The organism is Treponema sp. OMZ 788, from assembly GCF_024181245.1.
In the GTDB taxonomy this organism is placed as follows: Bacteria; Spirochaetota; Spirochaetia; order Treponematales; family Treponemataceae; genus Treponema_B.
In genome coordinates this window covers 844696-861742 of sequence record NZ_CP051199.1, presented here as the reverse complement: position 1 = coordinate 861742, position 17047 = coordinate 844696, and the positions used below count along the sequence as shown (strand labels likewise).

10 protein-coding genes, 3 pseudogenes and 1 CRISPR repeat array (1 of these 14 cut by a window edge) are annotated in these 17047 nt (G+C 38.6%); of the genes and pseudogenes, 7 read left to right on the top strand and 6 right to left on the bottom strand.

Annotation, left to right across the window (positions count from 1 at the left end; translation table 11 throughout):
* Nucleotides 1–108: direct repeats of the CRISPR family, unit length 35 nt; unit sequence GTCGTAATCCCTTAAGTCAGGTCTAAAATTTATAC; it reaches 293 nt to the left of the window's first position.
* Between the two features lie 442 nt (nucleotides 109–550).
* A pseudogene (locus tag E4O00_RS04145) lies at nucleotides 551–1207 on the top strand (Rpn family recombination-promoting nuclease/putative transposase); the annotation flags it as partial.
* Between the two features lie 31 nt (nucleotides 1208–1238).
* Here the strand turns inward: E4O00_RS04145 and cas6 are convergent.
* The 3 genes from cas6 to E4O00_RS04130 are packed head-to-tail and all read right to left on the bottom strand — an operon-like array spanning nucleotide 1239 to nucleotide 4806.
* Nucleotides 1239–2153 (bottom strand): CRISPR system precrRNA processing endoribonuclease RAMP protein Cas6, encoded by a 915-nt coding sequence (gene cas6, locus E4O00_RS04140; protein WP_253678725.1) that lies wholly within the window; start codon nucleotides 2151–2153, stop codon nucleotides 1239–1241.
* Between the two features lie 5 nt (nucleotides 2154–2158).
* Entirely contained in the window at nucleotides 2159–2728 is a 570-nt protein-coding gene (locus tag E4O00_RS04135; RefSeq protein ID WP_253678724.1) for an NUDIX domain-containing protein, read from the bottom strand.
* Complete coding sequence (locus tag E4O00_RS04130) at nucleotides 2725–4806, bottom strand: hypothetical protein (protein ID WP_253678723.1); 2082 nt, start codon at nucleotides 4804–4806, stop codon at nucleotides 2725–2727. Before E4O00_RS04130 ends, E4O00_RS04135 begins: the two co-directional genes overlap by 4 nt.
* A gap of 156 nt (nucleotides 4807–4962) precedes the next feature.
* Here E4O00_RS04130 and E4O00_RS04125 point away from each other — a divergent pair.
* The 3 genes and pseudogenes from E4O00_RS04125 to E4O00_RS04115 all read left to right on the top strand — a co-directional run bounded on the left by E4O00_RS04125 (nucleotide 4963) and on the right by E4O00_RS04115 (nucleotide 9168).
* Nucleotides 4963–6676, top strand: a pseudogene (locus E4O00_RS04125) (YifB family Mg chelatase-like AAA ATPase).
* Nucleotides 6677–6751: 75 nt separating this feature from the next.
* Nucleotides 6752–8515 carry a phospho-sugar mutase gene (locus E4O00_RS04120; protein ID WP_253678722.1) on the top strand — a complete coding sequence of 588 codons (1764 nt, stop codon included), beginning with the start codon at nucleotides 6752–6754 and terminating at the stop codon, nucleotides 8513–8515.
* On the top strand, nucleotides 8515–9168 hold the full coding sequence (locus tag E4O00_RS04115; RefSeq protein WP_253678721.1) for a 3'-5' exonuclease: 654 nt from the start codon (nucleotides 8515–8517) through the stop codon (nucleotides 9166–9168). The genes E4O00_RS04120 and E4O00_RS04115 overlap by 1 nt, the downstream gene beginning before the upstream one ends.
* An 82-nt stretch (nucleotides 9169–9250) precedes the next feature.
* Here E4O00_RS04115 and E4O00_RS04110 read toward each other — a convergent pair whose 3' ends face one another.
* The 3 genes from E4O00_RS04110 to E4O00_RS04100 form a co-directional block, all read right to left on the bottom strand.
* Nucleotides 9251–9409, bottom strand: coding sequence for a hypothetical protein (locus E4O00_RS04110; protein WP_253678720.1), 159 nt, complete (start codon nucleotides 9407–9409; stop codon nucleotides 9251–9253).
* 119 nt (nucleotides 9410–9528) lie between these two features.
* Nucleotides 9529–10503: a phytoene/squalene synthase family protein gene (locus tag E4O00_RS04105; RefSeq protein ID WP_253678718.1), complete on the bottom strand. Its 975-nt coding sequence runs from the start codon at nucleotides 10501–10503 to the stop codon at nucleotides 9529–9531.
* Complete coding sequence (locus tag E4O00_RS04100; RefSeq protein WP_253678717.1) at nucleotides 10493–12022, bottom strand: phytoene desaturase family protein; 1530 nt, start codon at nucleotides 12020–12022, stop codon at nucleotides 10493–10495. The genes E4O00_RS04105 and E4O00_RS04100 overlap by 11 nt, the downstream gene beginning before the upstream one ends.
* 281 nt (nucleotides 12023–12303) lie before the next feature.
* Between E4O00_RS04100 and E4O00_RS14175 the strand changes: the two are divergent.
* From E4O00_RS14175 to E4O00_RS04075, 3 genes and pseudogenes are all read left to right on the top strand, one after another.
* A pseudogene (locus tag E4O00_RS14175) lies at nucleotides 12304–14700 on the top strand (RND family transporter).
* A gap of 23 nt (nucleotides 14701–14723) precedes the next feature.
* Nucleotides 14724–15503, top strand: a complete 780-nt coding sequence (locus tag E4O00_RS04080; RefSeq protein ID WP_253678710.1) for an outer membrane lipoprotein-sorting protein — start codon at nucleotides 14724–14726, stop codon at nucleotides 15501–15503.
* Nucleotides 15504–15548: 45 nt separating this feature from the next.
* Nucleotides 15549–17003 carry a hypothetical protein gene (locus E4O00_RS04075; RefSeq protein ID WP_253678708.1) on the top strand — a complete coding sequence of 485 codons (1455 nt, stop codon included), beginning with the start codon at nucleotides 15549–15551 and terminating at the stop codon, nucleotides 17001–17003.
* Nucleotides 17004–17047: the final 44 nt, after the last annotated feature.

Below are 17047 nucleotides of genomic sequence, written 5' to 3'. Positions count from 1 at the left end.
TCGTAATCCCTTAAGTCAGGTCTAAAATTTATACGTTTGATTTACAATTGCAGCAAATCCTGTACAAAGTCTAGTCGTAATCCCTTAAGTCAGGTCTAAAATTTATACTCTACCCATCGTAAGTCTATAACAGATATAGACTTAGAAGGCCGTTTTCGCGAACCTCCCTCGAATTTCTGTTGTCAAGCCGAAAATCGTCTTAAAACCCTTCCCTATAATTGTGTAACTCTATATCCAGTATAAACTTACACAATTTCGCAAACCTACCCCAAAAAACGGGGGTTTTGGCACTTTTGGGAGGTTTGCGAATTTTGTCAAATATCTTGCAAAACCTTATTTCTAGTATACAATATTATATGTGTTTTGTATAGACCCCTCTGTTTTAAATTTTTTTGCAATAAAAACTTTTCTCAAATCTTACTAATTATGTAAACAAAATTTCTATAATAATTATGAAAGAGGGAGAATTTTTCTCCTTTAAAATTTATTAATGAGGCTTAACTATGCAAAGACTTTTTACGGTAACTCTCCGAAACGACTATGCCTTTAAACAGGTGTTTTAGATGTAAAACTACGCCTAAAAAACAATACCATTATCGACATCGAAATTCAAAACAGGTGGAACAGTGAGTTTGTCCAACGGACTATCTTTTATTGGGCTAAGATGTACACTGAAAACTTAAAAACAGGCGAAGTGTATACAAAACTGCCTAAATGTATTACAATAAACATAGTGGGTGAAGGCTTTGATTTAAACAATCTCATTCACAGTGAATACAATGTAGTCAAAAAGCACTTAAACGATAAACTTTCCGACGAACTTGAAATCCACTTTTTGAACTTAGATAAGGTTAAATACCAAGAAAATATTGAACAGGATGAAAAGAAAAAGAAACTTTATAACTGGCTGAAATTTATCGAAACTGATGATAGGGAGGTACGTACCATGCTGGCACAAGAATCACCGATAATGGCAAAAGCAAATGCAACTATTGAAATAATGGAAATGAGTCCTAAAGAAAAATGGCTTTATGAAAACCGCATGAAATATGAACACGACAAGGCTTCATATATACATGAAGGTTATCAGCAAGGAGCCTACCAAAAAGCTCTTGAAACTGCAAAGGTTTTAAAGCAATTGGGAGATAGTTCAGAAAAAATATCAAAAGCAACCGGATTAAGTTTGGAAGAAATCGATAAGCTGTAGTCAGCATAGATACTGCAAGTATTATAATGCTTTATAAAAGTTCAATGTTTCCCAATCCGAAATTTGTGTTTTTGCCCGCACCGAAAATATCTGCAAAATTCAATAGATGATTTTCGTAGTCGGTAAAGCCACCTTTCATAACAAAAGAGCCTTCTATACCGCCGAGGCTGATTATTTTTTCTTGGCGGTGTGAATGATAGCTATAATCCTTCCAATTCAAATCAGCTTCCGATATTTTTATATCGGGTGAGGGTGTATAAACTTCTTCAAGCTCATATTTTCCGTAAAGAGAAGAAAGAGTAATAAGACGGCGCTCTATGCAAAGTAAAAAATCTTGAGCGGAAAAATCTTTTTTGTACTTACCGCCTACTTTAAATCTTAAAGGTGTTTTTATACATATTCTTTGAGCTTTTTCGATTATATCCTTCTTAACTTCATACTCCCAAGAATTTACAGGAAAGTCCGTATTCAAATTGCCGTCGGTTTTTAATATATTTTCATTATGCACCCTGACAGCTTTAATTTTATAAACGGCTCTTTCTTTAAAAAGTCCCCTGTCTCCGGCTTGCTGTAAGGCGTAAAAAATATAGGGAAGATATTGAATAGCAAAACCGTAAAGTTGAACCGTTAAAAAGATACGTGAAGAAGGATTATCCGGGCGAAATGCTTCTTTTATTTTTATCCTAAAAGGATGAGAGCCCTTATCCCGTCCGGGTAAAAATGCCGTAGTTTTATCAAGTATGGTTTCAAAAATGGTAGAGTAGATACATGATTTGTTGAATTGGCAGTTCCGGCATGTGTTTTGACGGGAAATACAGGCTATACTGTGAAGCCGGCTCCCTAGAATACTTCTAAATACAATCGAAGGCAGAGTCAAAAATAAAAAAGGCTTTTCAAATTCAATTTCAAATTCGGCATCTACATATTCTACATATATATTTTTCATAAAAGCTAAATAAGACCTAAGGCCAGATCCGACCAAAATTCCTTTTTTAATTTTTTTATTTCGTCAATAGACTTCCATTCAAGACCTGCTAATTCGTCAGCCGGTTCTGGCAGATACCCTTCAAGACAGCGGGCAAAAAAAACTAAACCTATATGTACAAGCCCGACCTTTGTTTTTACCTCGTTAATTATTCCGCGATACTCAAGGCTTATTTTTTCCTTTTGAAAGTTTTTTAATTCTTCGGAAAGCTCTCGGTACATTCCGTTTTTTACAGTTTCCATTATAGTGCCGGCCTTGTCAACCTCATCTATATGACCTCCTATCCCGCAAGAATATAGGCCGTGCAATCTCTTTTCATTCCCATGCCGTGGATAGCAGGCAAAGCGGCCGTGTCCATCTGTCATCATTATATACGGAATAAGCTGCTTATAGTTTTCATCGGTTTCTGCCTGAGATCTTTCAATCCAATATATTTTTTTGTTTTTAAAAACATTTTCAAAGGGAAGCAAAAAAGAACCTGTTGTCTTAACTATTTTTTCATCAAGGTCTTCAGTTTTTACGCAGCACACATTCATATAATTTCTCCTTGCTCACAAAGCTTAAAAATCTCATCTTCAAACAAACGCATAAGGGTAGATTTTGTTTTCTTATCCAAAAAAGAGATGCTCAAACTATTGCGTATAAGAACGATACAATCCCACAATGTTAAAAATTTATTACAGCCCCGCTTCACCAGACATGAAGCCTTATAAAATTCATTTGAAAGCTCAGTACGCGATATACCGCAATCATCGGTATTTACCGTCACCTTTAAACCTTCTTCCATATATTTCTTTAAAGGATAATAAGCATCCCCTTCTTGGGAAAAGCCGACAATTTGGTCATTACTTGAAGGGCACATTTCTATACCGATGTTTTTATAAAGAAACCTTTCCATAAGCTCAGGCTTACTTAACAACTTTAAACCGTGCCCTATTCTATCTGCACTTAAATGGTAGACAGCCTGCCAAATACTTTCAACAGCCTCAGTTTCACCGGCATGTATGGTAATACTCAAGCAATTTTCCAAAATGGGCATAAAGGCTTCCCGCAAATTTTTTGGAAGATTAGCTTCTTCGGTTCCGGCTAAATCGATTCCTGCAATACGCTTTGAAAATTTAGTATTTCTATTATAAAGAGCCATAATTTGCTCAATGCTATTTTTTATTTCAGCCTCATTGGAATCCCGCCCCACAATCATAATAAGTCTGTATTCTATTTTTTTATCTTGAGGTAATTTTTCTATTGAATCATCCATAGCTTTGATTACGGCTTCGGTAACTTCCTCAGCAGTTAATCCCAAATTGCAGTATTTATATGGCGAACAGCGTATTTCGACATACCTTATATTATCTTCTGAAAGTTTTTTTACATATATTTCAATAGCCTTTGTAATGGTGTGTTTTGTTTGTAGTAAAGAACTTCCTTGAAGGTCTCCAAGTTTTTGATATTCTATCAATCCTATTTTATAAAATTTTTTAGGATTCGTATATTCACCAAAAACTATATCATCAAATAAAACCTTATTTATCTGAAAAGCCTTTATAAAAGTTAAAAGTTTTTTATAAAAATTCTTAAAATCTTTTCTTTTCAATTTAAAAATATCATCTTTAATTTGTTTTAAATCATCTGTCTTTCCGTCGTTTACAAGAAGAACTATCTCTTTATAAAAATTCTCATCAAAGAATTCTTTATCGTTTTCAGAAACGGCCGTTTCAATAATTTCTTCGGCCGAAAGAATACCGCCCAAATGAGAATGAAGATCGGCCTTAGGAAGTTTTTTTATCAGTGCTAAATCTTCAGCTTCATTTTCTCCTATGGTTCTTAATTTAAGTCGGGCTATAAAATCGGGTTTCAGAAAATATAGTTTATGAAAAACGGAACGTTCAAGACTATCCGAGTTTATAAGAGAATCTGAAAAATTAGATAACAGATTAGATGATTTATTTTTTAATTCCTGAATTTGTAAGGCAAACAGTCCTTTATCATCAAACTTACATATGCCGTTTTCAAATTTTAATTCGGGATAGTTTATATCGTCATTTAAAATAAAATTTCTTTGAATATTTTGGTTTATAACTACAGGCAAAAAATAATTTGCATAGCTGCCGTCAGTTTCATTCAATTTATCTTTTTTAAATTTATCTCTTATAGCGTCATCTTCTTTCGTAAAGATATCGATTATATGTATCATGGCCTTACAGCCGAATAAATACCCTGCATCCTGCATATCGGCACTCATTGTTTTTCTTCCGCCTGTAAGAGACAAATACAAAAAGCCTTTTTCCGTTACCAAATTTGAGGCCTCAGCAACTGCCGCATATATACAAGAACGCATTGCGAGAATTTCATCTTCAGTTTTAAATTCGTTTACTCCCTCACATATTATTCTTTTTATTTTGACAGGATAGGCTTTTGCCCAATCAAGAACTTGTTGAACAGCAGCCTCATTATTTTCGGGACTTAATAGCCAAAGCTCATCAATTTTTTCGATAGAATATTTTTTTGCGGTATCTTTACAAATTTTATTTTTTTCAAAAAAGGAAAAATCATCTGGATTAGTAAAGCCGAAAAGCTCAGGAATAATCTGCCAAGATGTTCCGAATGTGGTCACCAAAATATTCATAATTGTAAGAAGAATAACATATTTCTATAATAATATCAACCATCCCCAAAATTCCAAAAACTTTCTTTTAAAATTATGCTACATAAAGTCTTTTTTTTCTAAAATAATAGTAAAAGGGCATCAAATTTTACTATGGAGGAAACAATGGAAATTTTAAGTTTTTCGTCATTCGGGTATGAAGGAGAGTTGATTAAGGTTGAGGCCGATCTAAGGCGGGGTCTGCCGGTTATAGACATAGTGGGGCTCCCCGGTTCTGCCGTAAAGGAGGCAAGGGATAGGATGAGGGCTGCTATAAGAAATTCGGGGCTTGAATTTCCTTTAAACAGGATTTTGATAAATTTAAGCCCTGCCGATCAAAAAAAAGAAGGGAGCGGCTTCGATCTTCCTATTGCAATAGCCGTCTTAACCGCAAAAGAGGAAGCAAAAAATTCGGACATCTCTAAACAGGAAGCTCAAACTATCATTCCGCAAGATGACAGCCTAGCCGAAAAGTCCGTGATGATAATGGGTGAGCTTGAGCTTTCAGGCAGGGTAAGGCCTGTACGCGGACTCATAGGAGCCATCTCGGCTGCCCGCTCGCAGGGCATCAAATACTTTATAGTTCCGAAAGAAAACGAGGCCGAGGCCCTCATCGAAGAAGGCATCAGCGTATTCGGAGTGTCAGACCTAATTGAAGCCCTGGAATTTTTTTACCAAATAGAAAGCGGCAGCCTTGCAGCAAAGCCGACCTTCTTCAAAAAAAAAGAACACCACCGATAAAGGGCCTGCTCCTCTTTTTGTGTGGAGCGATGAAGATAACGATGCACACAAAATAGAAAATTTTGATTTTCAAAAAGACGAAAAAAAAGGGCTCGGCTTGGTCAGGGGCTTTGAGGATATCCGCGGGCAGGACGGTCTAATCCGTGCACTCGAAATAGCGGCGGCAGGAGGACACAACCTCATAGCCTATGGGCCGCCCGGCTGCGGTAAAACCCTCTCCTTAAGCCGCTTTCACCTCCTCCTCCCCGACATGGACGAAAAAACTGCAATGGAAACAACCCGCATTTACAGCATCGCGGGGCTTTTGCCCCAATCGGCGCCGAGCTCCCGTCTTTTAAAAAGACCGCCCTTTAGGATGCCCTCCCAAAATGCAAGCATGGAAGGCATAATAGGAGGTGCCGGAAAATGTATGCCGGGTGAGGTTTCCCTCGCCCACGGCGGAGTTCTTTTTTTGGATGAGGCGGCTCAGTTTAAAGCAAGCGTTTTGCAGAGCCTACGCTCTCCATTGGAAACGGGAAGCGTAACCTTGAGCCGTGCCGGAAGATCAAGCACCTTTCCGGCCCGCTTCCAGCTCCTCCTTGCCGTCAATCCCTGCCCCTGCGGAAACTTCGGGGCAATGGGAAAAATATGCACCTGCCTCCCCTACGAAATCGAAAAATATTGGAAAAAACTCACCGCTCCCCTATTGGACAGAATCGACATAAGGGTTCCCGTCCTTCCGCCCAAACCTGAAAATATTTTGGCAGAGGCAAAATACTCTACCCAAACGATGAGGCAAAAAATAAAGAACGCAAGGCTCATTCAATGGGAAAGATTAAGATTTATAAATAAGGAGAAAAAAGTGCAAAACACAATTTATGAAAATGCAAAACTCTCACCCCAAGAGACGGCAGAAGTTTGCAAAATGAGCGGCGAAGCGGAAAGATTTTTTTCTGCAATCGTAGAATCAAAAAAACTCTCAGGCCGGGGAAGCCACGCCCTCTTAAAAATATCCCGCACAATAGCCGACATCGAATCGAGCGAAAATATTTCCTTGGCCCATATCGAAGAAGCGGCAGCATTGAGGCAGTGGATAAAGTATCTTCCGGATTTTTTGTAAACGGTTTTAGTGCTGCCCTTGAAGAATTCCGCTGAACTGTGATATAATTATAGAGTTATAAACGGAGGACTTTTTATGGACAAAAATGAAATTTTAAATAGGGCAAAAAAATATATTTCCGAAGAAACGGAAGTAAAATTTGCCGATGAGGTTAAGGCCTTAATCGAAAAAAACGATGAAAAGGAATTGTATGACCGCTTTTACAGGGACTTGGAATTCGGAACGGCAGGTTTAAGGGGCATTATAGGGGGAGGCACAAACCGAATGAACCCCTTAGTAATAAAAAATGCAACTCAGGGGCTTGCCGATTACTTAATAGAAGCAAAGGCGGACAAGGCTAAATCCGGTTCTTTAAGTGCCGTAATTGCCTACGACTCAAGGCGCTTTTCGGATGTCTTTGCAAAAACTGCAGCCCTCATCTTTGCGGCAAACAATATCCGCTGCTATCTTTTTTCGAGTTTAAGACCCACGCCTGAGCTTTCCTATGCCATACGGGAACTCGGCTGCGATACGGGAATTGTAGTAACCGCCTCACACAATCCTCCGGAATATAACGGCTACAAGGCCTACTGGTCGGACGGAGCCCAGATTACCCCGCCCCATGATTCCGGCATCATCAAAAAGGTAGGCGAAGTTTCTTCCGTCAAAATGATGAGCGAAGAAGAAGCTCTTAAAAAGGGCAAGCTCGTAATCATCGATAAAGAAATCGACGAAAAATATTGGGCCATGCTTAAAAATAAAATCAGCCGTCAAGAAATAATTAAGGATATGGCTTCCAAGGTGAAGATAGTTTACACTCCCCTTCACGGAACAGGAGCCGTACATGTCGAAAAGGTACTGGGCGAAATGGGCTTTAATGTTATAAGCGTTCCCGAACAGCGCGAGCCTGACGGCAATTTCCCGACAGTAAGCTATCCCAACCCCGAAGACCCGAAAGCCTTGAAGATGGCTATGGACTTGGCTATAAAGGAAGGAGCCGATATTTTAATGGCCACCGATCCCGATGCCGACCGCTTTGCCTGTGCAGTCAAAAACGCCGCGGGCGAAATGCAGCTTATAAGCGGCAACCAAATGGGTGCCCTCTTTACGGATTATATCTGTTTGACCTTAAAAGAAAAAAATAAGCTCCCTCAAAACGCGGCGATAGTACGCTCCATAGTAACCTCTCCCTTAAGCGATTTAATCGCCGCCAAATATAATGTTAAGAGTGAAGAATGTCTCACGGGCTTTAAGTGGATCTGCGGTGTTGCCGAACGTATGGTAAGCACAGGTTCCCACACCTATCTTTACGGATACGAAGAAAGCTTCGGCTACAATTTCGGAACCGAGGTAAGGGATAAGGACGGAATTGCCTCTTCTGCAATTTGTGCAGAGATGACCCTCTATTGGAGGAGCAAGGGCAAGAGCCTCTTAGACCGATTAAACGAAATCTTTTCGGAATTCGGCTTTTACGGCGAAAAGACCATCAACATGGTATACCCGGGAGCGGAAGGCTTGAAGATTATGCAGGATATGATGGTCAGGGTAAGAGAAAGAAATTTAAGCGAAATTGCCGGAGTGAAGGTAAAAACCATCAGGGATATTCAGGAAAGCACGGAGTACTCTCCATTAGAACCTGCCAAAAAAACTACAGTTTCCTTACCTAAGAGCAATGTTCTTCAATACTATTTGGAAGACGGCTCGATAATCTGCATAAGGCCGAGCGGAACCGAACCCAAGATAAAGATCTACATAATTCATTCAGAGAAGGTTGTTTCGTCTGTTGAAGAAGCTAAAAAACAATCGGATAAAAAGATTGCCGAATTCGAAAAAGAATTTAACGGAGTACTAAACGCATAATGAGCTCTTACGATTGGATTAGCGCCGTCTACGATAAGGCGGTTTTTACGGCCTTCGATACCGAAACAACGGGAACGGAGGCCAAGGCTGAAAGAGTGGTCGAAATCGGCTGCGTAAAATTCGATATCCGCGGAGTTATTGCCCGCTACAATGTTTTGATAGACCCCGAAAAACCCATGCCTCCCGAGGCGGGAAAGGTAAACCAGATAACCGACGAGATGCTCGCAGGTCAGCCTAAATTCGCCGAAGTCTTACCCGACTTTTTGGACTTTATCCGCAACACTGTTCTCGTTGCGCATAATGCAAACTTCGACATAAACTTTATAAACTGCGAGCTTGAAAGGTGCGGAAAAACAAAGCTCACAAACAAGGTCTTTGACACCCTCACCTTTGCACGGGAAACCCTGCCTGGTTTACAAAGCTACGCCCTTCAAAACCTTGCAGTGCAGTTCGGCGTTCAAGCCGTAAATGCCCACCGTGCCGAAGACGATGCCAGAGTCTGTATGGAATTCTTTAAAATAGCCGTAGACCGCTTCTTTGAAAAAAACAAGGATATGCTTGACTATTATAAAAAGGATGTAGACATTTCGGACTACCTTAGCACCAAAGACCCTGAAACGGACGGCGGCAAATTGGTTCAAAATTTATTTTAAATGAGCTCAAACTTAAAAGGCCGGATTAGTTTTAGAATATGTCAAAAACATAGTCTGCAAAAATAATGGGCAGCTAAATATCCTAAAACCGAAATAATTCTTCAGCCTTGCGTAGAGAAGCAAACAAAGCGGATCCTATAGGAAGAGATAAATTATCGGCACCGTTTTTTCCGCTAATTTCGACAAAGGCTGAAAAGAAGGCTGTACACAAAGCAATAAGCACAATACTAAACAAGCTCAATTCCCGGCCTATTTCCGAGGGAGCAAAAACATAAATACAGGAGGCCGCAATTATAAAAGAAAATATAACAAAATGAAATAAGAATTAACAAAATATCTTTCATTTAAAATCCCCCAAAATTAAAATCTAATACAGTGCTTGATTACATCCGCTTCAGCGATGACGGCTCTTCTTATCCTTTCAGGCGTATAGCATCTTTTTGTAAAGCAATTATACGAAGCCTCTCTTACGGCATCAGCGATTCCTCTGTACATTCTTGCAGCCGCAAAAACACTTGCAACACAATCAGTATGAAAGTAAGAAAGTTTTTTTTCAAATGAAGCATAGTAATCATCGGCAATCGAAGCAAGCTTTTCCCAAAGAGAAATAAAATTTGACGGAATAAGATCTTCAATTCTTTCTTCGGTACTGTGTTTTGAAAGAGATTCGAGTTCAGTCCTCGTTATACCGTATTCTTCCATTAAAGAAGCCGGAAGATAGAGCTTATTTTTTTCGCGTAAATCCTCGCCGACATCCCGCAAGATATTTGTAATCTGCATTGCTATTCCCAGATCTTCACAAGATTTAACAAAGGACTCATCCATTTCCTTATCGGGCTTGACCAAAAAGGGAAGCATCATAAGGCCTACCGAGGAAGCAACAAGACGGCAGTATTCTATAAACTCATCAAAGGTTTTAATGTCATCAGGGGAAAGATCCATACGCTGCCCCTCTATCTGCATTAAAAAACTTGTCTGAGGAATATTAAATTTTTTTACAGTATCTTCAAAGGCAGGCCACCAGATTTGATGAAAAACACTGTTATCACAGGAAAAAGAATCTGAAGTATCTTTTTCTGAATAAAGAAATTTAAGGGCATTTTCAAGATCGAGTAAACTTTTCAATATGGTTTGCTCATCACGCTTTGTATGACTCTTATCTACAAGATCATCCGCATATCTGCAAAAAGCATAAACGGCAGCGACGCCCTTAAACCTTTCAGGCGGAAGATTTGAAAAGGCCCGATAAAAATTGACAGCCCTTTCTTTCATAATCTTTTCCGCCTGCCTGTAGGAATTCTTTAAGCGGAATTTCGCTTTTAATCTACTTATCACTAAAATTATCCTCAGAATTATCCCGGCGTAATTCCTCTGCACAGATCTTACCGCTTTGCATAACAATAGGAACTCCTGCCCCCGGATGGGTGCTGCTTCCGCAAAAATAAAGGCCCTCGCAGTTTTTTGCCTTTGCCTGAGGTCTTAAATGATTGCTTTGAGTTAATGTCGGCTGAAGCCCGAAGGTCGCCCCCCTATAGGCGCTAAAGTTTTTTTCAAAATCTTTGGGAGTAAAAACTTTTTCTACTGAGATTGAATTTTTTAAGTTTTCAAGGCCGGGCAGTTTTGAAAGAGAATCAATAGCTTTTTGCCTATAATAATCTACAGTTTCTTCGTTCCATTCATATTGCGAAGTTACAACTTCGGAAACAGGAATTAAAAGATAAAAGCTCGACTTACCCTCAGGCGCCATTGAAGGATCTACATTGGACGGAATATGAAGATAAACGGACGGATCCTTGATTCTTCTTCCGTCAAATATGCTTTTAAGATTATCATCAAGGTCTTCGGATACTACAAAGGCATGAGCAGGGAGCTCAGGATAGGTTCCATCCACACCCCAATAAAAAACAAGGCATGAACAAGAATAGTCCATCTTGTTTATTTTTTCGGGACTATATTTTCCTCTCACCTTTTCATCATCAATTAAATTTGTCATGGCATAGGGAAAGTCTGCATTGCACACAACATAGGGAGCTTCAATTTTTTCTCCGCCTACCAAAAGCCCCTTAACGGTTTTTCCTTCGGTTAATATTTTATCGACTTTAGAGTTATAATTTATCTTACCTCCAAGCTCTTCAAAAAGTCTTGCCATTTGAGAAGCCATCGTATGCATTCCGCCCTTGATAAACCAAACCCCGTACAGAAGCTCAATCATAGGAATTATATTGTAAAGAGAAGGACCTTTTTTGGGAGAAACTCCTATGTAAAGGGTTTGAAAGCTCAACATTCTGTGTAAATCACTGTCCGGCATAAAGGAAGCCATCATCTTGTCTGCACTGTCAAAGGTCTTTAATTTAAGAGCTTGAAGAAGCATAAACGGATTATATATATCTGACCATTTTCTAAAGGGTCTCGTTATAAAATGATCCAGAGCAATTTGATATCTTTTATAAATTTCGGAAATATATGAAAGAAAACCTCTTGCATTATCGGGTCCTTTTTTTTCGGTAATCTTCATTAAATCTACAAGATCCGAGTTCAGCACATAATGCCGATAGTCCTTAGACTTATCCTTATCTTTAAAGTAAACCTCATACATTGGATCAAGCTTTGTCATAGGAATATAATCGTCCGCATTCTTTCCTGCAAGCTCGAAAATTTCTCTATAAACGGAAGGCATCATAACAAGGGTCGGACCTACATCGAAACTATGCCCATCAGCCTCAATCCTGTGCATCTTTCCGCCGGGCATAGCTCCTTGCTCAAAAATTTCCACCTCATATCCTGCATGCCTTAATCGGATAGCGGCAGAAAGTCCTGCTATACCGGCACCTACTACCAATACTTTTTTATTCATATAAAACTCCTTTTAGTTAAAAAAATACGATGGGATTAAAACAGTTTTTCTAAAAGATAGGCTGAATAATTATCATAGTTTTTATTTAACTTATGACATTGTATCATATTCATAAAATATATACAATACATCGAAAAGATATAGTTAATTTATAAAAACAAATCTTTTCTTACTTGACAAGCATAATATGTAAGCATATACTTACAGGAGACATTCTTTAGCTAAAAATATTATAGGTACATAAACCTATCGGCTTATGAACTTAAAAGGAGAAGCATAAAATGAAATTGGAAGGAATACACCGTTTTTTTAAAAAAATCGGAGAATTTCAGATAAGGCACCGCTTTCTTTTAATTGCGGTTTTGGCAGCCTTAACCCTGTTCGGAGTACTTGGCTTAAAAAAGTTTAAAGCCGCATCAATGACGGAAGAGGTCTTTGTAAACATTACAGAAAATATGAAAGAACACGAAGACCGGTTTAAAACCCTTTTCGGAAGCAATGACAACATAGTCTTGCTCATAGAATCCGACGATGTTTTTAAACCTGAGGTTTTAAAAATGATTAAGGAGATCGGCAACGAGCTTTTAGAAAAAATTCCGTATGCGGATTCGATTACCTCAATCACCGATATCGATATAAGCGTAGGAACGGACGAAGGTATCGAAATAAAAAATCCCTTTAAAGACGGAATACCTGAAAACCCTGCCGAATTAAAAAAAAGCAAAGGACTTTATTTTATCGAGAAAATCCATAGTAAATAAACTTGTTTCAAGCGATGCAACCGAAACATGGCTTGTGCTTTCGTTTAAAGCAACTCCCAGCAGAGAAGAATGGATGAAAACTTCGGATAAGGAACTTATGTATACCATGGGAGAAAAAGCCATAGATATTGTTACAAACCCAAAATACAAAAGCCCTGCCTACACAATAAAGGCCGCCGGACTTCCATATACCGAAACGGAAGAAAAAATTGTAATGAATGCAGATATCAAAAAATGTGTAAGCCTTAGTTTTATGTGCATGATAATTCTTCTTGTTATTTTTGCACGTTCATTCCGCGGAACCATTGTACCTATAATCGCCACAGTAGGTGCAATAGTTTCGGTTTTGGGCTTTATGGGGCATTTAAATATTCAGGGAAGTTCCGAAATGCTTTCAATTCCCATCATCCTTGCGATGGCCCTTTCTGTAGGCTACTCCATTCACCTTGTAAATTCTTTTAGAAACAGTTTTTATAAAATCGGAAAAAGAAAAGAAGCAATTGTAGATTCAATAGAAAATACGGGCTGGCCTTTATTTTTTACCGTAGTTACCACAGCCGTTTCGCTCTTATCGTTCCTGACGATAGATCTTCAGCCCATGCACTGGGTGGGAGTTGCAAGTGCAGCAATGGTATTTGCCGTGTATGTTTATGTAAGCATCTTAATTCCTATTTTGATGAGCTTCGGAAAAGACTGCCTTCCCGAAAAAAATAAGAGTGCAATAAGATATCAAAAACTGGATTCTTTTTTTTGAAAAGCTCGGAAAATCGGTATTAAAAAACCGGAAAGCAATTTTGCTTGTTTTTGCACTTGTAACAGTTCTTTGTATTCCGGCGATTTTTATGATAAGCGTAAACATGGACAGCTTTAACTTTATGGGAACAAGAATTCCTTATGTAAAACGCATTTACGAAATTACACATTCCAAGCTGGGGTCTTATTTCAATTACAATGTGATGATAACTTTTAAAGAAGAAGATGCGGTAAAAAAGCCTGAAAACTTAAAAAAGCTGGAAGAATTAAGCCGGCTCATAGGCGGTTTTAAATTAACAAAATTAAATAACGGAGTGCCTAAAATATTTTCGATTATAGATATCATAAAAGAAATGAATCAGACAATGCACGCCGACGATCCCGCTTTTTATAAGATACCGGAAGATGAAGAGCTCTTAGCTCAGCTTTTATTTTTATACGAAATATCGGGAGGAGAAACTTCCCGCTGGGTTGATGACGAATTCAGAACCATCCGCATAACCGTTGATGTTGCCGCCTTTGACGGAAACGAAGTTGCAGCCAATTTGGAAAGCGTATATAAAAAATGCGCTGAACTTTTTCCCGATGCGGATACCTTCTTAACCGGTGCTGCAGCCCATGCAGCAGAGATGAATAATAAAATAGTATACGGGGAAATCTATTCTTTCTTTACCTCCCTTGGAGCAATAGGTATTTTAATGATGATTGTTTTCGGAAGTTTTAAAATGGGACTCATAGGTCTTATCCCGAACATTATGCCGATTATTACAACCGGAGCGATTATGGGCTATTTCCGAGTTCCGCTTGACATGGTAACAATGGCTATCATGCCTATGATTTTAGGTATCGCAGTTGACGACACAATTCACTTTACCAATCATACAAAATTCCTTTTTGAAAAAGAAGGTTCCTATCATAAGGCCATTGTAGGTTCTTTTTTATTCGATAGGAAAAACACTCGCCATGACAACGATAATTTTGTCGGTTACTTTTTTAATGTATATGATAAGTCAAATCGATGCATTTTTGCGTTTAGGAATTTTAGCTGCTGTCGGTCTTTTCTCGGCTCTGATTGCCGACTATTTGATGACACCTGTTTTAATTTATATTTCACAACCTTTCGGAAAAGAAAGAGATGATACTTCTATCCGAAAGGAAGCATAGAAAAGTTTTTATGGAGGAAAAAGATGAAAAAGATTGTTATGATTTTATTGGCTGCAGTAATTGCATTAGGTTCAGGCTTTGCACAAGAATTGACGGGAAGAGATATTATGCAAAAAGCAAGCAACAGGGAAAAGGCCGTTACGGATTCTTTTAAAATGAGAATGACACTCATAAACTCAAACGGAAAAAAAAGGGTGCGTGAAGTTACAGCCTATTCAAAAGATTACGGAAAGGAAGAAAAGACCGTCATGGTATTTTTACTTCCGGCAGATGTAAAAGGCACAGGTTATCTTGCATACTCCTATGATGACACTTCAAAAAACGATGACAGATGGCTTTATATTCCGGCATTAAAAAAAGCTAAGCGCATAAGCGGCTCATCAAGCCAAGATGATTTTATGGGAACGGAATTTACCTATGAAGACATGGGCAGCCGCAAGGTAGACGATTATAAACACAGTCTTTTAGGTGAAGAAAAAATCGATTCCAAAGACTGCTGGAAAATAGAATCGGTTCCGGTAAAAAAATCCATGTACTCAAAATTTATTTCATGGATTGATAAAGAATCTCTTTTAAATGTAAAGGCGGAATTTTATGATGAACAAGGAGAGATTTTAAAGGTGCTTACCGTCAGCGGTATCGAAAAAAAAGACGGCTTTTGGACTGGCAATAAAATGGAAATGAATAACCTTCAAAAAAAGCGTAAAACGGTAATTGAAATTTTAAAGCACGAATTCAATAAAGAGATACCGGATTCTTATTTTAGGGTAAACTCTCTTGAAGCGGGAAAAATCAAAAATTAAACTTTTATGGAGGCGTGATAAAAAGTTTTTATGGAGGAAGGAATTATGAAAGGTATAAAAAGAATTATTTCAGGTTTGATTTTTGTTACAGTATTATTGTTTTCGGCCTATACGCAAGAAAATGAACCCGAAGAGCCTCAAGAAGAAATAATTGAAGAATCAAACGGAATAGAATTTAACTTCGGAGGAAAACTGGAAACAGCCCATGGGCTTAGATGGAATAAGGGGGCCGAGTACAGCCTTTCACGCTCCATTGCTCAGATAAAAGGAGAAGTTCTTGCAGGTTCAGCCTATGCCTTTCTATCTGCTGCGGCGGAATATAATTACCGCAATCCTTTGCGTACGGGTTTTAAACTCAATGAAGCCTATTTCCGATATTCCGGCGAAATTTGGGATTTGAGTTTAGGAAGGCAGATTATAAGCTGGGGACAGGCAGACGGCTTTACCCTAACAGATGTTCTGAGTGCAAAAGATGCTTCCGCCTTTTTAGCCCTTTCTTCAGATGATACAAAACTCGCATCGGACAGCATCCGCCTAAGATTTTTTCACGACATCTTTACCTTTGAAGTTATCGCAATTCCTTTTTTTACTCCGAACAAATTACCTCCGTTTAGTTTTGAAGAAGGAGCGAAGGATGCTCTTTTTTATATTGAGCTTCCCGATGAACACACTGAAGGCGGCTTTACCATTCCTATAAAATACACAAAAACCGAAAATGAAAAACCCAAGATGTTTACGGACACGGAAGCGGCAGCCCGTCTATCCTTCTTTTTACCCGGCATAGATTTTTCGCTTTCAGGCTTTTACGGTTGGGATAAGAATCCTAAATTTACAAAAACCGGATACATTGAAAAAAAACTTAAAAAACCTTGCTTAGATCATAATCCTATAACAAATCCTTATATTCCAACATTAATTTATACAAAACTAAGCCAAGAGTATTACCGCATAGGCATGGCAGGCCTTGATGCCGCAATACCGGCAGGAGATGTAACCATTAGATTGGAAGGTGCATGGATAGGAGAGCGATATTTTGAAGCGAAAAAAACATTAAAAAAAGAACCTTCTCCGGTAGAAATATTTCAACAAACACCCGATAATATAAACTTAATCTTTGAACAGCCTAAACCCAAACATCAATTTTTAATGCTGGCAGGGCTTGATTGGAACAAAAGTTCGTGGTTTATAAGTGCCCAATATTTTGAAGACCTTATTTTAAACCACAAAGACGATATAGAGCGGCCCATGCACAAAGGTTTTGTGAGCTTAAACATAAGCAAAACTTTTTTGAGGGAAACGCTTAAACTTTCTGCAAGCGGAGCAATAGACATTAATTACGGAAGCACATTCAGCACTTACGCCGTTGATTACTCTCTTACCGACAACATTCATGTAATTTTGGGAGGAGATATTTATACAAAAGGTTATGAGGACAAGGGAGACTTTGCACAATTAAACAAGATAAGCTCTATCTGGATTAAGGGGAGATTTAGCTGGTAAGATGAAGCTAAGTTCTAAAATAAATAATCTCGAGCTTGACAACT

Bases quoted from the DNA above. Each gene is read 5' to 3' on its own strand.
- cas6 (WP_253678725.1), bottom strand. From the start codon at position 2,153: ATGAAAAATATATATGTAGAATATGTAGATGCCGAATTTGAAATTGAA.
- E4O00_RS04135 (WP_253678724.1), bottom strand. From the start codon at position 2,728: ATGAATGTGTGCTGCGTAAAAACTGAAGACCTTGATGAAAAAATAGTT.
- E4O00_RS04120 (WP_253678722.1), top strand. From the start codon at position 6,752: ATGGACAAAAATGAAATTTTAAATAGGGCAAAAAAATATATTTCCGAA.
- E4O00_RS04115 (WP_253678721.1), top strand. From the start codon at position 8,515: ATGAGCTCTTACGATTGGATTAGCGCCGTCTACGATAAGGCGGTTTTT.
- E4O00_RS04100 (WP_253678717.1), bottom strand. From the start codon at position 12,022: ATGAATAAAAAAGTATTGGTAGTAGGTGCCGGTATAGCAGGACTTTCT.
- E4O00_RS04080 (WP_253678710.1), top strand. From the start codon at position 14,724: ATGAAAAAGATTGTTATGATTTTATTGGCTGCAGTAATTGCATTAGGT.
- E4O00_RS04075 (WP_253678708.1), top strand. From the start codon at position 15,549: ATGAAAGGTATAAAAAGAATTATTTCAGGTTTGATTTTTGTTACAGTA.